This window comes from Mycobacterium kyogaense, from assembly GCF_003254575.1.
GTDB lineage: Bacteria > Actinomycetota > Actinomycetes > Mycobacteriales > Mycobacteriaceae > Mycobacterium > Mycobacterium kyogaense.
Genome location: NZ_QJUA01000008.1, coordinates 1 through 17,945, shown reverse-complemented (window position 1 = coordinate 17,945; position 17,945 = coordinate 1). Strand labels below are relative to the sequence as shown.

At 68.8% G+C, this 17,945-nt stretch carries 19 protein-coding genes; 16 read left to right on the top strand and 3 right to left on the bottom strand.

What is annotated here, in order from left to right; all coding sequences use genetic code 11:
* Window positions 1-276 precede the first annotated feature (276 nt).
* Entirely contained in the window at window positions 277-1,479 is a 1,203-nt protein-coding gene (gene hemW / locus DMB80_RS08210; RefSeq protein WP_111509411.1) for a radical SAM family heme chaperone HemW, read from the top strand.
* Window positions 1,480-1,491: 12 nt separating this feature from the next.
* On the opposite strand, the gene DMB80_RS08205 is transcribed toward hemW, so the two are convergent.
* Complete coding sequence (locus tag DMB80_RS08205) at window positions 1,492-2,352, bottom strand: LLM class F420-dependent oxidoreductase (RefSeq protein WP_111509410.1); 861 nt, start codon at window positions 2,350-2,352, stop codon at window positions 1,492-1,494.
* 84 nt (window positions 2,353-2,436) lie between these two features.
* On the opposite strand from DMB80_RS08205, the gene DMB80_RS08200 reads away from it, so the two are divergent.
* Entirely contained in the window at window positions 2,437-3,306 is an 870-nt protein-coding gene (locus DMB80_RS08200) for a 1-acyl-sn-glycerol-3-phosphate acyltransferase (protein WP_240431073.1), read from the top strand.
* A 4-nt stretch (window positions 3,307-3,310) separates the two neighbouring features.
* On the opposite strand, the gene DMB80_RS08195 is transcribed toward DMB80_RS08200, so the two are convergent.
* Entirely contained in the window at window positions 3,311-3,625 is a 315-nt protein-coding gene (locus DMB80_RS08195; RefSeq protein WP_111509409.1) for a type II toxin-antitoxin system VapB family antitoxin, read from the bottom strand.
* Window positions 3,626-3,779: 154 nt separating this feature from the next.
* On the opposite strand from DMB80_RS08195, the gene hrcA reads away from it, so the two are divergent.
* The 14 genes from hrcA to DMB80_RS08125 all read left to right on the top strand — a co-directional run bounded on the left by hrcA (window position 3,780) and on the right by DMB80_RS08125 (window position 16,472).
* The gene (gene hrcA, locus DMB80_RS08190; protein WP_111509408.1) at window positions 3,780-4,811 is read left to right on the top strand and encodes a heat-inducible transcriptional repressor HrcA; all 1,032 of its coding nucleotides are present in this window, start codon (window positions 3,780-3,782) and stop codon (window positions 4,809-4,811) included.
* A 52-nt stretch (window positions 4,812-4,863) separates the two neighbouring features.
* Window positions 4,864-6,006 (top strand): molecular chaperone DnaJ, encoded by a 1,143-nt coding sequence (dnaJ, locus tag DMB80_RS08185; protein ID WP_111509407.1) that lies wholly within the window; start codon window positions 4,864-4,866, stop codon window positions 6,004-6,006.
* An 8-nt stretch (window positions 6,007-6,014) separates the two neighbouring features.
* Entirely contained in the window at window positions 6,015-6,755 is a 741-nt protein-coding gene (locus DMB80_RS08180) for a 16S rRNA (uracil(1498)-N(3))-methyltransferase (RefSeq protein ID WP_111509406.1), read from the top strand.
* A 51-nt stretch (window positions 6,756-6,806) separates the two neighbouring features.
* The gene (locus tag DMB80_RS08175) at window positions 6,807-7,844 is read left to right on the top strand and encodes a PhoH family protein (protein WP_046363779.1); all 1,038 of its coding nucleotides are present in this window, start codon (window positions 6,807-6,809) and stop codon (window positions 7,842-7,844) included.
* Between the two features lie 8 nt (window positions 7,845-7,852).
* Window positions 7,853-8,407, top strand: a complete 555-nt coding sequence (gene ybeY / locus DMB80_RS08170; RefSeq protein WP_111509405.1) for an rRNA maturation RNase YbeY — start codon at window positions 7,853-7,855, stop codon at window positions 8,405-8,407.
* Complete coding sequence (locus DMB80_RS08165) at window positions 8,404-9,708, top strand: hemolysin family protein (RefSeq protein ID WP_111509404.1); 1,305 nt, start codon at window positions 8,404-8,406, stop codon at window positions 9,706-9,708. The genes ybeY and DMB80_RS08165 overlap by 4 nt, the downstream gene beginning before the upstream one ends.
* Window positions 9,701-10,018 (top strand): cytidine deaminase, encoded by a 318-nt coding sequence (locus DMB80_RS08160; RefSeq protein ID WP_111509403.1) that lies wholly within the window; start codon window positions 9,701-9,703, stop codon window positions 10,016-10,018. Before DMB80_RS08165 ends, DMB80_RS08160 begins: the two co-directional genes overlap by 8 nt.
* On the top strand, window positions 10,015-10,926 hold the full coding sequence (gene era / locus DMB80_RS08155; RefSeq protein ID WP_046363783.1) for a GTPase Era: 912 nt from the start codon (window positions 10,015-10,017) through the stop codon (window positions 10,924-10,926). The genes DMB80_RS08160 and era overlap by 4 nt, the downstream gene beginning before the upstream one ends.
* Before the next feature lie 36 nt (window positions 10,927-10,962).
* Complete coding sequence (locus tag DMB80_RS08150; protein ID WP_111509402.1) at window positions 10,963-11,640, top strand: TetR/AcrR family transcriptional regulator; 678 nt, start codon at window positions 10,963-10,965, stop codon at window positions 11,638-11,640.
* 103 nt (window positions 11,641-11,743) lie between these two features.
* Entirely contained in the window at window positions 11,744-12,637 is an 894-nt protein-coding gene (locus DMB80_RS08145; RefSeq protein WP_240431072.1) for an ABC transporter substrate-binding protein, read from the top strand.
* A 6-nt stretch (window positions 12,638-12,643) separates the two neighbouring features.
* Complete coding sequence (locus DMB80_RS08140; protein WP_111509401.1) at window positions 12,644-13,444, top strand: amino acid ABC transporter permease; 801 nt, start codon at window positions 12,644-12,646, stop codon at window positions 13,442-13,444.
* Window positions 13,441-14,205 carry an amino acid ABC transporter ATP-binding protein gene (locus tag DMB80_RS08135; protein ID WP_111509400.1) on the top strand — a complete coding sequence of 255 codons (765 nt, stop codon included), beginning with the start codon at window positions 13,441-13,443 and terminating at the stop codon, window positions 14,203-14,205. Before DMB80_RS08140 ends, DMB80_RS08135 begins: the two co-directional genes overlap by 4 nt.
* A gap of 9 nt (window positions 14,206-14,214) precedes the next feature.
* Window positions 14,215-15,810 (top strand): gamma-glutamyltransferase family protein, encoded by a 1,596-nt coding sequence (locus DMB80_RS08130; protein ID WP_111509399.1) that lies wholly within the window; start codon window positions 14,215-14,217, stop codon window positions 15,808-15,810.
* Entirely contained in the window at window positions 15,807-16,472 is a 666-nt protein-coding gene (locus DMB80_RS08125) for a YoaK family protein (protein WP_240431071.1), read from the top strand. Before DMB80_RS08130 ends, DMB80_RS08125 begins: the two co-directional genes overlap by 4 nt.
* Before the next feature lie 4 nt (window positions 16,473-16,476).
* Here DMB80_RS08125 and DMB80_RS08120 read toward each other — a convergent pair.
* Window positions 16,477-17,945: amidase (locus DMB80_RS08120; protein ID WP_240431070.1), on the bottom strand; the 1,469-nt coding region annotated here is incomplete at its 5' end.

Sequence of the window (17,945 nt, the reverse complement as noted above, 5' to 3'; positions counted from 1 at the left end):
CGCGAAATCACCGGGGCTGTCCGGCGACGCAGATCCGGCGGCCAGCTGAAAAGTGCAGGTGGGCAGGTCTACGAAGTCACAGGGGACAACAACAGCTGCTGCACACACGCTTGAAGTCGACGTGACGACGAATCACCAGCGTTACGCGGGTGGGCACGATGCCGGCGTCGATCACCCGGCCATTGTGCCATGAAGGGGCCCACCGGTCCCAACCGGCACAGATTTACGCTCACTGCGAGCAAAAGTCCGCCTCGCCCCACCTGGGACACTGGTCGCATGCCCGTTGCGCCCACCCCGGTATCCTCGATGCCCGCCCAGCTGCCGGAGCTGGTGCTCCCCCCGGGCGCACCGTTCGGGCTCTACATTCACGTGCCGTTCTGCGCCACCCGCTGCGGATACTGCGACTTCAACACCTACACGCCCGCCGAGCTGGGCGGTGCTGCCTCGGGTGCCACCCCGACCGGCTGGCTGGCCGGTCTGCGAACCGAGCTCGCGCTCGCCGCGACGCGGCTCGGGACCGCCCCGCCGGTATCGACGATCTTCGTCGGCGGTGGGACTCCGTCACTGCTGGGCGCCGCCGGCCTCGCCGAGGTGCTCGATGCGATCCGCGAACACTTCACCCTCGCGGGCGACGCGGAGGTGACCACCGAAGCCAACCCGGAATCGACGTCGCCGTCGTTCTTCGACGGGCTGCGCTCGGCCGGGTACACGCGCGTCTCGCTGGGCATGCAGTCCACGGCGCCCCACGTGCTGGCGACACTGGATCGGGTGCACTCACCGGGCCGTCCGCTGGAGGCGGCGCGGGAGGCCCGTCGGGCGGGCTTCGAGCACGTCAACATCGACCTGATCTACGGCACGCCGGGCGAGAGCGACGACGACCTGCTGCGCTCCGTCGACGCCGCGATCGAGGCGGGCGTCGACCACGTGTCGGCCTACGCGTTGATCGTCGAAGACGGCACCGCGCTGGCCCGCAAGGTGCGCCGCCACGAGCTGCCCGCCCCCGACGACGATGTGCTGGCCCGCCGCTACGAGCTGCTCGACCAGCGGCTCGACGCGGCCGGGCTGCGGTGGTACGAGGTGTCGAACTGGAGCAGACCCGGCGGGGAATGCCGACACAACCTGGGGTACTGGGCGGGCGGTCAGTGGTGGGGTGCAGGCCCCGGCGCCCACGGCTATGTGGGCGGCACCCGGTGGTGGAACGTCAAACACCCCAGCGCCTACGCGGCCGTCCTGACAGACCGGCGCCTGCCGGTGGCCGACTTCGAGACCCTCGACCGCGACACCTCGCACGTCGAGGACGTGATGCTGCGGGTGCGGCTTCGCGCCGGTCTGCCAACCGCGCTGCTGGGCGACGACGAGCGTGCCCGCGCGGCCCGCATCGTCGACGACGGCCTGCTGCGTGCCGACGGTGATCGGCTGGTGCTCACCGACCGGGGACGGCTGCTGGCCGACGCAGTGGTGCGGGACCTGCTGGTCTGATCAGGCCGATGCTCAGGAAAGGGCAGCTGCCAAACGGCGCCACTGCTCCCGGGGGAACTCGCGGGCGTCGGCCGTCAGCACCTGCACGCAGACATGGTCGGCCCCGGCGTCGAGGTGTTCGTTGACCCGCCGCAGCACGGTCTCCTCGTCACCCCACGCGATCAGAGCGTCGAACAGCCGGTCGCTGACCGTGCTGATGTCCTCTTCGGTGAAGCCGCTGCGCAGGATGTTGTTCGCATAGTTCGGCAGCCCCAGGTACGAGCGCAGCCAGTCGGTGCCGACCGCGCGCGCGTCGTCTCTGTTGTCGACGAGCAGCACGCTCTGCTCTGGTAGCAGCATCGGTGCCTCACCCAGCAGTTCCCGCGCCGAGCGGGTGTGATCGGGCGTGCTCAGGTACGGATGTGCGCCGGCGGCCCGGGTCGCCGACAGCTCGAGCATCTTCGGACCCAGTGCCGCGAGCACCCGATTGCCGGTGGGCACCGGGGTGGGCGATGCGTCGATGCCGTCGAGGAACGCCTTGGTGGCGGCGAGCGGTTTGCGGTAGCGCCCTGGCTCCTGCGAGTCGATCAGCGGGGCATGGCTGACACCGATGCCGAGCAGGAAGCGCTCACCATGCGTTTCGGTGAGTGTGGCGTACCGCGCGGCCACCTCGGTCGGCTCGTGCATCCACAGGTTCAGGATGCCGGTGGCGATGACTGTCTTCGATGTCGCGGACAACAGGTTGTCGACAGCGTCGAGCACCGGCCCGCCGACGTCGGGGATCCACAGCGCCGGGAAACCGAGCTCGTCGAGCTCGGCGGCCGCCTCGGCAGCCTCCCCGGCATTGCCGTACCGCAACTGCGAACTCCACAACCCGACACCTGTCAATTTCATAGCTCTACTCATACCGTGCGCGCACTCGGCTCCGCCAGCACCGGGCGTGTGCTTCGATAACCGCGACCGGGAGGGGATGCCGCTGTGGCCGATGCGGGTGAGCGGGGACGGCTGGAAAGCCTTGCCGACGGAATCCTGTCCGCGCTCGACGGCGTCGCCGAGAGCCTGCGCGGTGAGCCCGTCGTCGACGACGCGATCGCCCGCGCCATGGCGGCCGTCGCCGCCGTCGGGGACGAGTTCGTGCGGCGCTACCACCGACTCGACATCGACTCGACGATCGAGACGCCCACCGACCCCGTGCTGTTCGTCGCCAACCACGGCTTCGGCGGCGTCGTCGACCTCAACGTCTTCGCCGTCCGGGCGGCCCTCGATGAGCTGCACCTCGATCGCCCGCTGACGATCCTCACCCATCAGCTCGCCTGGACGCTCGGGGTCGGACGCCTCTTCGAACCTCTCGGAGCGCGTCCGGCCAGCCGGGACAGCGCCGTCGAGGCCTTCGAGGCGGGCCACCACGTCCTGGTGTTCCCCGGCGGCGACAAGGACGCGGCGAAGACGTTCGACGAACGCAACCTGGTGAAGTTCGACGGGCGCACCGGCTTCGCGAAACTCGCCCTCGAGCAGAAGGTGCCCATCGTTCCGGTCGTCACCGCCGGCGCGGGGGAGTCACTACTCGTGCTGTCCAGCGGTGAGCGGTTGGCGCGGGCGCTGCGTCTGGACAAGATCCTGCGGGTCAAGGCACTGCCGGTGAGCGTGTCGGTGCCGTGGGGCCTCAACGTCGGGGCGGTGGGCATGCTGCCCTATCTGCCGCTGCCGACGAAGCTCGTGACCCGCGTGCTCGCCCCGATGATCCCCGCCGACGACGAGACCGCCGAGCAGTTCGCGGGCCGGGTCGAGTCCGCGATGCAGGACGCGATGACCGAGCTGACCCGCGACAGGAAGCCGCTGCTGGGGTGAGCGGTCAGCCCGGCTGCGGCGCGGGCATGTCCATGTCGAACACCCGCGCATGCAACACCGTGCGATTACGCAGCGCCGCCCGCACCGCCCGGTGCAGCCCGTCCTCGAGGTAGACGTTGCCGCGCCACCGCACCGCATGCGGGAACAGGTCGCCGTAGAAGGTCGAGTCCTCGGAGAGGAGCCGGTCGAGCGCCAGCACCGTCGTGGTCATCACCAGTTCGTCGAGGCGGATCTGGCGGGGAGGAATCTGGGCCCACTGCCGATGGGACAGTCCGTGATCGGGATACGGCCTGCCGTCGCGGACACCCTTGAAGATCATCGACGCGCCTTTGCTTGCCTACCATCGCTTTTGCTTAGCCCCGCAAGGTTAACCCGGGGCCGGGAGGTGCGCCGGACCGCTCGCACGAGATCGCTGCTGATGATGACCGTAAAATGAGCCGGCAGGTCCTGTGCGAGATGAAGTGGGGTGAGCAATGGGCAGCGCCGACGACCGTCGATTCGAAGTGCTCCGTGCGATCGTCGCCGATTTCGTCGCGACGAAGGAGCCCATCGGCTCCAAGACCCTGGTCGAGCGGCACAACCTCGGGGTGTCCAGCGCGACCGTGCGCAACGACATGGCCGTGCTGGAGGCCGAGGGTTACATCACCCAGCCGCACACCAGCTCCGGCCGCGTGCCCACCGAGAAGGGCTATCGCGAATTCGTCGACCGCCTCGACGACGTCAAGCCGATGTCGGGTGCGGAGCGACGCGCGATCCTGTCCTTCCTCGAATCCGGGGTCGACCTCGACGACGTGCTGCGGCGTGCGGTCCGGCTGCTGGCGCAGCTGACCCGTCAGGTCGCGGTCGTGCAGTACCCGACGCTGTCGACGTCGTCGGTGCGCCGCCTCGAAGTGGTCGCGCTGACCCCGGCCCGGCTGCTGCTGGTCGTGATCACCGACTCCGGGCGCGTGGACCAGCGCATCGTCGAGCTCGGCGACGGCATCGACGATGCCCAACTGTCGCAGTTGCGGGATCTGCTGGGTCAGGCGCTGGAAGGCAAGCCGCTGGCGGCCGCCTCGATCGCGGTGTCCGATCTCGCGTCGCACATCACCGGCCAGGGCGGACTCGCCAATGCCGTCGGCCGGGCGGCGACCGTGCTCGTCGAGACGCTCGTCGAGCACACCGAGGAGCGGTTGTTGCTCGGGGGCACGGCCAACCTGACCCGCAACACCGCCGACTTCGGTGGTTCGCTGCGCTCGGTCCTCGAAGCGCTCGAGGAACAGGTCGTCGTGTTGCGGTTGCTGGCCAAGCAGCAGGAGGCCGGCAAGGTGACGGTGCGGATCGGGCACGAGACCGAGGCCGAGCAGATGGCGGGCACCTCGGTGGTCAGCACGGCCTACGGTAGTTCCGGCAAGGTGTTCGGCGGCATGGGTGTGTTGGGTCCCACACGGATGGACTATCCGGGAACCATCGCCAACGTCGCCGCAGTTGCTCTCTATATTGGCGAAGTCTTAGGTAGCCGCTGATTCGTGCTGTCCTGGGTATTCAGCACGAATCGACGGGTGGGAGAGGTTGAGCGTGGCACGCGACTATTACGGCTTGCTGGGAGTGAGCAAGGGCGCCGGCGATACGGAGATCAAGCGCGCCTATCGCAAGCTGGCCCGTGAGCTGCACCCCGACGTGAACCCCGACGAAGAGGCGCAGGCGCGCTTCAAAGAGGTCAGCGCCGCCTACGAGGTGCTCAGCGATCCGGAGAAGCGCCGGATCGTCGACATGGGCGGGGATCCGCTGGAGTCGGCCGGCGCCGGGGGCGGGTTCTCGGGCTTCGGCGGTCTCGGTGATGTCTTCGAGGCGTTCTTCGGCGGCGGCACGACGTCCCGCGGTCCGATCGGCCGGGTCCGGCCGGGGTCGGATTCGCTGCTGCGGATGCGCCTGGATCTCGAAGAATGCGCGACCGGGGTGACCAAGCAGGTCACGGTCGACACGGCAGTGCTGTGCGATCTGTGCCACGGCAAGGGCACCCACGGCAACTCGACGCCGGTCGTGTGCGACACCTGTCACGGCCGCGGCGAGGTGCAGACCGTGCAGCGTTCGCTGCTCGGCCAGGTGATGACGTCGCGGCCCTGCCCGGTGTGCGGCGGTGTCGGCGAAGTGATCCCCGATCCGTGCAACCGGTGCGCCGGTGACGGCCGGGTGCGGGCGCGCCGGGAGATCAGCGTCAAGATCCCCGCCGGCGTCGGCGAAGGCATGCGGGTGCGGCTGGCCGCCCAGGGCGAGGTCGGCCCCGGCGGCGGGCCCGCCGGTGACCTCTACGTGGAGGTGCACGAGAAGCCGCACGACGTGTTCGTCCGCGACGGCGACGACCTGCACTGCACGATCTCGGTGCCGATGGTCGACGCCGCGCTGGGCACCTCGGTGTCGGTGGACGCGATCCTCGACGGTCCGACCGAGATCACGATCGGTGCGGGCACGCAGCCCGGGTCGGTGACCACGCTGCGCGGCCACGGGATGCCGCACCTGCGGTCCGGCGTGCGCGGCGATCTGCACGCCCACATCGACGTCGTGGTGCCGTCGCGCCTGGACCACGACGACATCGAACTGCTACGCACCTTCAAGGAGCGCAGTCGCGACACTGCGCAGGTGCGCACCTCGCAGTCCACCGCGAACACCAACGGTGGCGGTCTGTTCTCCCGGTTGCGCGAGACGTTCACCGGTCGCTGACGTCTGCCGTGCGGGCCCTCTTCTACGTCGACGCGGTTCCCCCGGTCGGTGACCTGGCCGTCGTCGACGGCGACGAGGGACACCATGCGGCGACGGTCTGCCGGACCAGGGCGGGGGAGCACCTCGACCTGTCCGACGGCGCCGGCGTGGTCGCGCACTGCATTGTCGATGACGTGACGAAGGGACGCCTGACGGCCCGCGTCCAGGACCGCCGAGTCATCGAATCGCCGGTGCCGACAGTGACCGTCGTGCAGGCGCTGCCGAAATCGGAGCGTTCCGAGCTCGCGATCGAACTCGCGACCGAGGCGGGTGCAGATGCGTTCGTGCCGTGGCAGGCCGCACGGTGTGTCGCCCGCTGGGAGGGTGCGGCGAAGGTCGACAAGGGTCTGCGCCGGTGGGCCGCAGTGTCGCGTTCGGCAGCCCGCCAGTCGCGGCGGCCCCACATTCCCGCCGTGCACGCCGTGGTGTCCACGGCGGGGTTGGCCGACCTCGTGCGCGACGCGGCTCCCGGACCCGTCCTGGTGTTGCACGAATCGGCTGACCGACCGCTGACCGAGGTTCCACTCGCGGACTCCGCCGCGGTGACGCTGGTCGTCGGCCCCGAGGGCGGCATCACCGACGCCGAACTGGACGCGCTGACCGCAGCGGGTGCACTCACCGTGCGCCTGGGCCCGTCGGTGCTGCGCACGTCGACGGCGGCGGCCGTCGCACTCGGAGCACTCGGGGTGCTGACCCACCGCTGGGCCTGACGCTAAACTGATCAGCATCCATCAGCACAGGAAGCAGGCAGAAAACCCCACGTGACGCCCCGCGAGACGAACGCAGGCTCGGACAGTTCGCAGGTCCGCAGCAGCATCACCGTTCCGCCCGACCTCGTGGTGGGCCTGCTCGGCCGCTCCGACGAGAACCTTCGGGCGCTGGAATCCCTGCTCACCGCCGACATCCACGCCCGCGGCAACGCGCTGACGGTAGCGGGTGAACCGGCCGACGTGGCACTGGCCGAGCGGGTGATCTCCGAACTCCTCGAGATCCTCGGCAGTGGTCAGCGCCTCACGCCCGACGCGGTCCGGCACAGCGTTGCGATGCTGACCGGGGCCGGCGACGAATCGCCGGCCGATGTGCTGACGCTGGACATCCTGAGCCGCCGCGGCAAGACCATTCGCCCCAAGACGCTCAACCAGAAGCGCTACGTCGACGCGATCGATCACCACACCATCGTCTTCGGCATCGGCCCCGCGGGCACCGGGAAGACCTACCTCGCGATGGCCAAGGCGGTCAGTGCGCTGCAGTCCAAGCAGGTCAGTCGCATCATCCTGACCCGCCCCGCGGTGGAGGCCGGCGAACGTCTGGGCTTCCTGCCCGGCACGCTGAGCGAGAAGATCGATCCCTATCTGCGCCCGCTGTACGACGCGCTGCACGACATGATGGATCCCGAGCTCATCCCGAAACTGATGAGTGCCGGCGTCATCGAGGTCGCCCCGCTGGCCTACATGCGCGGCCGCACGATCTCCGATGCGTTCATCATCCTCGACGAGGCGCAGAACACCACCGCCGAACAGATGAAGATGTTCCTGACCCGGCTGGGCTTCAACTCGAAAATCGTTGTCACAGGCGATATCACGCAGGTCGATCTGCCCGGTGGGGCGCCATCGGGGCTCAATGCGGCGATGCGGATCCTCGACGGCATCGACGACATCCACTTCTCCGAACTCACCAGCGCCGACGTGGTGCGGCACCGCTTGGTCTCCGAGATCGTGGACGCCTACGCGAAGTTCGAGGAGCCGACCCTGATGAATCGCGCCCAGCGCCGCTCGGGCACCGGACGGCCGAGGCGGTAACGACACCCATGACCATCGAGGTGTCCAACGAATCGGGCATCGACGTGTCCGAGTCCGAACTCGTCAGCGTCGCACGCTTCGTGATCCGCAAGATGGACGTCAACCCTGCCGCGGAACTGTCGATGGTGCTGCTGGATTCGGCAGCCATGGCCGATCTGCACATGCGCTGGATGGATCTGCCCGGCCCCACCGACGTGATGAGCTTCCCGATGGACGAGCTCGAGCCGGGCGGGCGTCCCGACGCTCCTGAGCCGGGCCCGGAGATGCTCGGTGACATCGTGCTGTGCCCCGAGTTCGCCGCCACGCAGGCGGCCGACGCCGGCCACACCCTCGGACAGGAGCTCGCCCTGCTCACCGTGCACGGCGTGCTGCACCTGCTGGGCTACGACCACGCCGAGCCCGACGAAGAAAAAGAGATGTTCGCCCTGCAGCGTCAGCTGCTCGAGGAGTGGGTGGCCGAGCAGGTCGAGGCCTACCACCAGGATCGGCAGAGCGAGAAGGACCGCCGGCTGCTCGACGAGTCGCGGTACTTCCACGAACCTCCCTTCGGCGACACTCCGTGACCGGCCTCGGCCAGCTCGTCGGGGCGATCCTGCTGATCGCCTCCGCGGGCCTCTTCGCCGCGATCGACGCCGCCGTCAGCACGGTGTCGATGGCCCGTGTCGAAGAACTGGTGCGCGACGAGCGCCCCGGCTCGGTCCGGCTCCTGCAGCTCATGCGGGATCGGCCCCGGTACATCAATCTCATTGTGCTGCTGCGCATTGCCTGCGAGGTGAGTGCGACCGTGCTGCTGGCCGCCTACCTCGACGACTATCTCGGCGTGAGCGGCGGCCTGATGACGGCCGCAGCCATCATGACGGTGATCAGCTTCGTCGCGATCGGTGTGGGACCGCGCACCGTCGGCCGGCAGAACGCCTACACGATCTCGTTGATCGCGGCGCTGCCGCTACAGGCCATCTCGGTGGTGCTCACCCCGGTGAGCCGGCTGCTGGTGCTGCTGGGTAACGCGCTCACCCCCGGCCGCGGCTTCCGCAACGGACCGTTCTCTTCCGAGATCGAGCTGCGCGAGGTGGTCGACCTCGCCCAGCAGCGCGGGGTGGTGGCCGACGACGAACGTCGGATGATCCAGTCGGTGTTCGAACTCGGCGACACCCCGGCGCGCGAGGTGATGGTGCCCCGCACCGAGATGGTGTGGATCGAATCGGACAAAACAGCCGGTCAAGCCACATCTCTGGCGGTGCGCAGCGGGCATTCCCGAATCCCGGTCATCGGCGAGAACGTCGATGACATCGTCGGCGTGGTCTACCTCAAAGATCTTGTGCAGCGCACCTATTCGTCGCGTAACGGCGGCCGCGACACCACGGTGGCCGAGGTGATGCGGAAACCGGCGTTCGTACCGGATTCCAAACCGCTGGACGCGCTGCTGCGCGAGATGCAGCTCGATCGCGTGCACATGGTGCTGCTGGTCGACGAGTACGGCGCGATCGCCGGCCTGGTCACGATCGAAGACGTGCTGGAGGAGATCGTCGGTGAGATCGCCGACGAGTACGACGTCGACGAGGTCGCACCCGTCGAGGATCTGGGCGACGGACGGCACCGGGTGTCGTCGCGGCTGCCCATCGAGGACCTCGCGGAGCTCTACGATCTGGAGCTCTCCGAAGACCTCGACGTGGACACCGTCGGTGGACTGCTGGCGCTCGAGCTGGGCCGGGTTCCCCTGCCCGACGCCGAGATCGCCTGGGACGGGCTGCTGCTGCGTGCCGAGGGCGGTCCTGACCCCCGGGGCCGGGTGCGGGTCGGCACCGTGCTCGTCAGTCCCATCGAGCCGGAACCCGAGGACACGGAGGACAGCGCGCATGAGTGAACTCGATGCTGAAGACGCCAAGTTGGTGGTGCTCGCCCGCGGTGCCATGGCTCGTGCCGAGGCCGCCAGTGGCGCGGCCGTGCGCGACGCCGACGGCCGCACGTACGCCGGCGCCCCCGTGACGTTGACGGCTCTGGAGTTGACGGCACTTCAAGCCGCCGTCGCGGCCGCGGTGTCCAGCGGCGCGACCGGTCTCGAAGCCGCGGTGCTGGTGGGCGGCGGCGCCGACGATCCGGGCGTCGCCGCAGTGCGGGAACTGAGCGCCGATGCCGCGGTCATCGTCACCGACCGGTCCGGCACTCCGCGATGACCGACGAATTCCGCTCGGGCTTCGCATGTTTCGTCGGCAGGCCGAACACGGGCAAGTCCACGTTGACCAACGCGCTGGTCGGCGCCAAGGTCGCCATCACGTCGAACCGTCCGCAGACCACCCGGCACACGATCCGCGGGATCGTGCACCGCGACAGCTTTCAGATCGTGCTCGTCGACACCCCGGGCCTTCACCGGCCCCGCACCCTGCTGGGGCAGCGGCTCAACGATCTGGTGAAAGACACCTACTCCGAGGTCGACGTCATCGGGCTCTGCATCCCCGCCGACGAGAAGATCGGGCCGGGTGACCGCTTCATCTACGAGCAGATCCGCGCGGTGGCGCCCAGGACCACGCTGGTCGCGATCGTCACGAAGATCGACAAGGTCAGCAGAGACGCTGTGGCACAACAGCTGATGGCGGTCAGTGAGCTCGTCGGTCCCGACGCCGACATCGTGCCCGTCTCAGCGACCAAAGCCGAGCAACTCGACGTGCTGACCGACGTCATCGTCTCGCATCTGCCGCCCGGCCCTGCGTTCTATCCGGACGGGGAGCTCACCGACGAGCCCGAAGAAGTGTTGATGGCCGAGCTGATCCGCGAGGCCGCGCTCGAGGGCGTCCGAGACGAGCTGCCGCATTCGCTGGCCGTGGTCATCGACGAGATCGAGGAACGGGAGAGCCGCGACGATCAGCCGCCGTTGATCGCAGTGCACGCGATTCTCTATGTCGAACGGGATTCGCAGAAGGGCATCGTGATCGGCAAGGGCGGTGCCCGGCTACGCGAGGTCGGCACCGCGGCGCGCACGCAGATCGAGAAGCTGCTCGGCACCAAGGTCTATCTCGATCTGCGGGTCAAGATCGCGAAGAACTGGCAGCGCGACCCGAAACAGCTCGGGCGGTTGGGGTTCTGATCGGGTGACCCGCTCGTGCTGTGTCAGAGTGGTTCGGTGAAGTACGGGCAGGAGTGGCAACCGCCGGCGGTGGACTGGTCCTCGACCCGTGGTCGCATTCTGCTGGCGGCGTCGGTGTTGTTCGCCCAGCGGGGGTTCTTCGGCACGTCGACCCGTGACATCGCCGAGGCCGTGAACATCCGGCAGCCGTCGCTGTTCCACCACTTCGAGGCCAAGCACGAGATCTTCCGTACGCTCGTCGAACTCGATCTCGGCCCGTCGATCACACGGATGGATCGGCGCCTGAGGGAGACGTCGAGTTGGGCCGAGAAGCTCCACCTGGCCATCGCCTGCGACGTGCGAGAGATTCTCGCGCAGCCGTTCGACGCGCGCGGGCTCTACCAGGACGCGGTGCTGGCACTCGACGAATTCGAAGCGGAGCGCCACGGCATCGAAATCTTCCACCGCCAGATCGAGCGCGTGGTCACCGGCGGCAGGCGCGCGGGCGAGTTCGCATCGTTCGAACCGTCGTTCGTGGTGCGTGCCACCAACGGTGTGCTGTTCGAGACGCTGCGGGAACAGGGTGGCCCCGCGGGCCCGGTGCATCGGCAGCGCCCGATCCAGGCTGCCGACTTCGTGGTCCGCTCCTTGTTGACCGACCAGGCCCGCCTCGACGACATCCGTGCCGTGACCCGGCGCCGTCTGAAGGAATTGGCTTCCTCACGCGCCAGCTGAGCGCCCGGGTTCTCGAAACGGTCTCTGTGACATCCAGGTAAAAGATCTCGCCGATCCGTCGCCTATCGATCGATAGTGTCCTATCGTCCGATAGGTAGATCGGGTGGCGTGGTCCACCCGGCACGATGTCTGGGAGGACCCGATGGCACGCTGGAAACGCTCACTCGTCGCCGTACTGGCCGCTTCGCTGAGCGTTGGGCTGGGCGCCTGCTCGTCGGATGATTCGTCGACCGCCGAGCCCACCGGACCGGCGAAAGTCCAGCCGCCCGCCATCCTGCAGGCCGGCACATTGAAGATCTGTGCCCCCAACGACGGGACACCCCCGAACGTCTACCACGACGAATCCGGGGAGTTGGTCGGCAGCGAGGTGGACCTGGGCAAGGCGCTCGCCGCACAGATGGGACTCAAGCCCCAATTCGTCGAATCCTCCTTCGCCGCAGTCATTCCGACGTTGCAGGCCAAGCAGTGCGACGTGATCATGGCACAGCTCTACATCAAGCCCGAACGTGAGGCTGTCGTCGACTTCGTGCCCTATGTCTATTCGGGCACGGGTATCGCGGTGGCCAAGGAGAAGCCTGCCGACGTCACCGGACTCGATGACAGCCTGTGCGGCAAAAAGGTCATGGTCGCCGTCGCGACCACGGCGGAGTCCCTGGCGATGGAGCAGTCCGACAAGTGCACGGCCGCAGGCAAGCCGGCCGTCGACGTCAACCGCAGTAATCAGGCCGACGTGTCGCTGCAGCAGCTGCAGAACGGACAGGTCGACGCGTTCATGGACACGGCCGAGACGCTCGGCTACTACCAGACGAAGACCGGTGCGAAGATCCAGACGGTCGGCGCACCGTTCGGCACGATCAAGATCGGCGCTGCCACGCTGAAGGGCAACACGGCGCTCCACGACGCAATCGCCGCGGCGCTCGGCGAACTGGAGAGCAACGGCACCTACGGCAAGATACTCGACGAGTGGGGCATGTCCGACCTCAGCATCCAGAAGTAGGCGCCGATGCAATTCGACTGGCAGTTCTTCTGGAAATCGCTGTTCACCCCGAGCGATGCGTTCCTGGAGGGGTTGACGCTGACGATCGTGGTGTCGGTCATCGCGATGGTGCTCGCCACCGTCGTCGGACTGGCCATCGCCCTGATGCGGCGATCCCCGTACGCGGTCATCCGATGGTGCGCCAGCATCTACATCTGGGTCATCCGCGGCACGCCCCTCCTGGTGCAACTGGTGATCATCTACACCGGGCTGGCCGCGGTGGGGCTCTACCAGTTCCACGACGTCTCGCTGCTGGGCCTGTCGGTCAAGGCCGCGGTGCAGGCTGCCATCGTCGGGTTGACGATCAACGAGAGCGCCCACATCGCCGAGATCATCAGGGCCGGACTCGATTCGGTGGCGAAAGGGCAGTTCGAGGCGGCCGCCTCCCTGGGTATGACGACGACGAAGTTGATGCGCTGGATCATCGTGCCGCAGGCGTTGCGGGTCATGGTGCCGCCGCTGGGCAACTCCTTCAACGGTCTGATGAAGACCACGTCGGTGCTGTCGGTGATCGGCGTGAGCGAGATGTTCCTCGTCACCCAGTCGATCAGCTCCGCCACCTTCCACACGTTCGAGATCTTCATCGTCGCGGCGATCTACTACCTCGCGCTGACCACGGTGTGGACCTACATCCAGGCGTGGATCGAGAACCGGCTGTCCCGCCAGCTCGGTATCGAGGCGCGGGTCAGCCTGACACAGCGGCTCCTGGGTGCCCGCAGGCCGGGGGCGCCGGTGGCCGAGCCACTCGAGCTCAAGGAGGCGCGATGACGCAGTCGGCGGTTCCGGTGGTATCGGTGCGCGGGGCGTGCTGTTCTCTGGGCGGACGCCGCGTCCTCGACGACGTGAACCTCGATGTGCAGCGCGGTGAGGTGGTGGTGCTCATCGGCCCGTCAGGTGCGGGCAAGACGACACTGCTGCGATCGCTGAATCATCTCGAGACGCTGGAGCGCGGTGAGGTTCTGATCGGCGGCGAGTCGATCGCGCACGGCACGGGCGGACGTCGGATCGGCAAGGCCGAGTTGGCCCGACGGCGGCGCGAGATCGGCTTCGTCTTCCAGCATTTCAATCTCTTCCCGCACATGAGCGCACTGGAGAACGTATGGAATGGGCCGGTGCGCGTGCTCGGTCAGCCCAAGGCCACAGCGGCAGAGGACGCGCGCGCCCTACTCGAACGTGTCGGTCTGGCCGACAAGGCGCAGGCGCGACCCAGCCAGCTGTCGGGCGGTCAGCAACAGCGGGTCGCGATCGCGCGGGCACTGGCGATGCGGCCGAAGGTCATGCTGTTCGACGAGCCGACCAGCGCGCTCGACGTCGAGATGGTCGGCGAAGTGCTGCAGGTGATGCGCGAGCTTGCCGCAGAGCAGATGACCATGGTCATCGTCACCCACGAGATGCGTTTCGCCCGTGATGTCGCCGACCGCATCGTGGTGATGGACTCGGGCAGGATCATCGAAGACGCCGCGCCCGCCGAGTTGTTCGCCAACCCGCGCAGCGAACGCACGCGCACGTTCCTGTCCACGATTCACTAGGAGTCCTCCGTGCCTACGCCCAGCGGTCCGACATCGTCGACCGGCGCCGTCGCCACACCGCACCGGCTGGCCACCGACGCTGCCGCCGAGGTGTACCGCGACGGCGGAACCGCCATCGACGCGGCGATCGCCGCCGCTGCGGTTCTCACCGTCGTCTATCCACACAACGTCGCGCTCGGCGGGGATCTCATCGCGCTGGTGCGCACCCCCGACGGCGCCATCTCGTGTGTCAACGCCTCGGGGTGGGCCGGTGCCGCGGCGGACCCGGTCGCGATGCGCGCCGTCCACGGGGACCGGTTGCCCGACCGTGGTGTGGACACGGTGACGGTGCCGGGCGGGGTGCGCGGGTGGGAAACGTTGCGGCGCTTCGGTAGTCGTCTGCGCTGGAGCAGGTTGCTCGAACCGGCCGAACGAGTCGCCCGCAGCGGGGCGCCGGTGGCCCCGTCGGTCGCCGCCCACCTCGACGATGCCGAGAACGCCGATCTGGCGGGCATCGTCGACTTCGACAGAGTGTTCCGCCCCGGCGGTCGGTCGCTGAGAGAAGGCGAGATCTTCCGCCAGCAGGCGCTGGCCGACACGTTCGCGGCGTTGCGGTTCGGCGGACCCGACGAGTTCTACAGCGGAACGCTGGGCCAGCGCACGGTGGCGTACCTGCGCTCCCGCGGGTCGGTGCTGCAGGACGCCGATTTCGCCGACTTCGCCGCCGAGGTCACCGAGCCGTTGTCCGTGCAGTTCCGCGGCGTGACGGTGTGCACCAGCCCGCCCAACACGCACGGCTTCGTGATGCTGCGGGCGCTGCGGGCTCTCGAGACGCTCGGCGTGCGTGCACCGCTCGGCGACGACCTGCCGACGCTGATGCAGATCTTCGGTCACGCCAACCTGCTGCGGAGCGCGCATCTGGCGGACCCCCTGCAGGCCGATGTGGACGTCGCCGCCCTCGTGCACGGCGACGTGGGCGCGCGTGCGACGCTCGCAGGCGCTCGCGACATGACGGGTTCGGTGCCCGCGGGCGACACGGTCGGTGTGGCGGCCGCCGACGGGCAGGGCTTCGCCGTGTCGCTGATCCAGAGCGTGTACCACGCTTTCGGCTCGGGACTGATCGATCCGCAGACCGGCATCCTGTTCCACGACCGCGGAACGAGTTTCGACCTCACCCCCGGGTCCCCGAACGTGTTGGCACCGCGCAAGCGGCCCCGCCACACGCTGATGCCCGCGCTCACCACCGAGGGCGGTAAGCTCCGGCACGTGCTGGCCACGATGGGCGGGCAGGGCCAACCGCAGATCCTCGCCGAGATCCTGCTGCGGATGCTCGACGGCGCCGCCCCAGCCGATGCGGTGGCGGCCCCGCGGGCGATCGTCGGTCGCCAGACCCATCTCGCCGGTGCCGACACGGTTTCGATCGAGGACGGCTTCGACGCATCCGCCCGGGCGGCGATGGCGCAGTCGGGTCTCGACGTGATGCAGCTGCCGGCCCACAGTGAGTCCTGCGGTCAGGCGAATGTCGTTGCCGCTCATGCAGATGGATCATTGGTGGCGGCGAGCGACCCGCGCTCGGACGGCTCTGCCGCCGTCGTGCACCACGTGCGTCTTCCGGCTCGCCCGTGATCCGTCATCTGCGGGTCGGCCTGATGCTGGCACTGACCGCGGTGACGGGCGCGCTCGATGCGGTGGGCTACCTGAGCCTGGACCGGGTGTTCACCGGGAACATGACCGGCAACGTGGTGATCCTCGGGATGGGCATCGCGTCGGAGGAGGGTCTTCCCGTCGCGGGCCCGCTGATCGCACTGGGCGGCTTCACCCTCGGCGCGATGGTGGCCGGCCTGCTCACGCGCGGTCGAGCAGCCGGCTGGAATCGCGTCGTCACCCTGACCCTGTGGACCAACGTCGTCGTCCTCGCCGCGGTCGCGACGGTGTTGACGATCGCCGCGCCGGCCGGGGGATCGGTGGGCGGAATCGCCTGTGCGACAACGCTTGCTGTCGTGATGGGAATGCAGGCCGCGATTGCGCGATTCCTCGCTGTGCCGGACATGACCACCGTCGTCGTCACCTCGACCATCACGTCTTTCGCCGGAGAGACGCTGCTGGCGGGCGGCCTGGGGTGGGTCGCCCACCGGCGACTGTGGGCCGTGGTGCTGATTTTCGCCGGCGCGCTCGTGGGCGCGTTGCTGACCAGGGCGGGTGTCGGCGTGCCGGTCTATGTGGCCGCGGCGGTGGTACTCGTCTGCGCGGTGGTGGGGCACCGATACTGGAATCGCGTGCCCCACTGACGCGTCATCCGACCCCGACGGCCACGGAGTCCGGAGCCGACGATCTCGCCGACGGTTCGGCGGGCAGTCGGGTGTCCCACCAGTTGTCGGGTTGAGCGGTGGCCCACCCGTTGATCGCCTCGAGTGCGGCGGCCAACGACACCAGCAACGGTTCGCTGTTCGCCGGGCCCATCAACTGCACGCCGATCGGCAACCCGTCGGAGGTGAACCCCGCCGGCACGTTGATCGACGGCCAGCCCAAGAGGTTCCACGGCCAGGTGGCCGGGCACGCCCGGATCATCGCACGGTCGGTGGCCAGCCCGCTCAGGCCGTCGAACGCATCGATCCGCGGCGGGGGAAGCGCGGTGGTCGGGGCGAGCACCACGTCGGCGATGTTGAAGATCCAGCCGACCCGCTGCCGGGTGACGGCCTCGTGGGCGCGGGCCTTGCGCAGGATGTGCTCGGAGAGCACCCGGCCGGTCCGCGCGTTGGCCCGCGTGCGCGAATCCCAACGGGGGCCCGGCCCCAGCCGGTCCATCCACTGCGGGATCCCCGCGGTGGAGCGCGCCAGGAAGTTCCACGACATGCGCAGGTCGTAGTCGGGGTCCGCGGCGATGACCGCGTGGCCGAGTTCGGTGAGTTGCCGCGCGACCGACTCCATCGCCGCCCGGATCTCGGGGTGCAGGTTGGCCCGGAAGACCGTGTACGGGAACTTGGTCGACATCGCCACGCGCAGCGGCCCGGGTGCACGCGACACGTGGTCGGACACCGTCACCGGCGGCGGGGTGTGCAGGTCGCCGGGGGCGTTGCCCGAAGCCGCGTCCAGCACCAGCGCGGCGTCGCCGACAGTGCGGGCCAGCACGCCGTTGACGGTGATGCCGTTGAACGCCTCGGCCAGCGGGGAGGTGGAGATCCGCCCGCGCTGGGGTTTGATGCCGACCAGATGTGTCCATGCGGCGGGGATGCGGACACTTCCCGCCCCGTCCGAGCCGATCGCGGCCGCGACCAGGCCGGCCGCGACGGCCGCTGCGCTGCCGCCAGACGAACCGCCCGGGGTGTGGTCTCGGGACCACGGATTGCGGGTGTGTCCGAACGCGGGCCCGCTGGTGAACGGCCACTGGCCCAGTTCGCAGGTGTTCGTCTTGCCGACGATCACCGCGCCGGCTGCGCGCAGCCGGCGGACCACCTCCGCGTCGGCGGTGGCCTCGGGGACGTCGCCGTCCGCGCCGAACCGGGTCGGCACGCCGGCGACGTCCACGTCGTCCTTGACGGCGATCGGGATACCGAGCAGGGGGAGGGTCGAATGATCCTGTCCCGCAGCACGTTTGCGATCGGCGACGGCAGCTTCGGCGAGCGCGGACTCGCGTAGCACCACACGGAAGGCGTTCAGGGTCGGTTGGCTGGCCTCGATCGCATCGAGGGAGCGCCGTACCAGCTCGACCGACGTCACGCTGCCGCTGGCGAGCGCGAAGAGCTGATTGCCCAGCGTGGGGA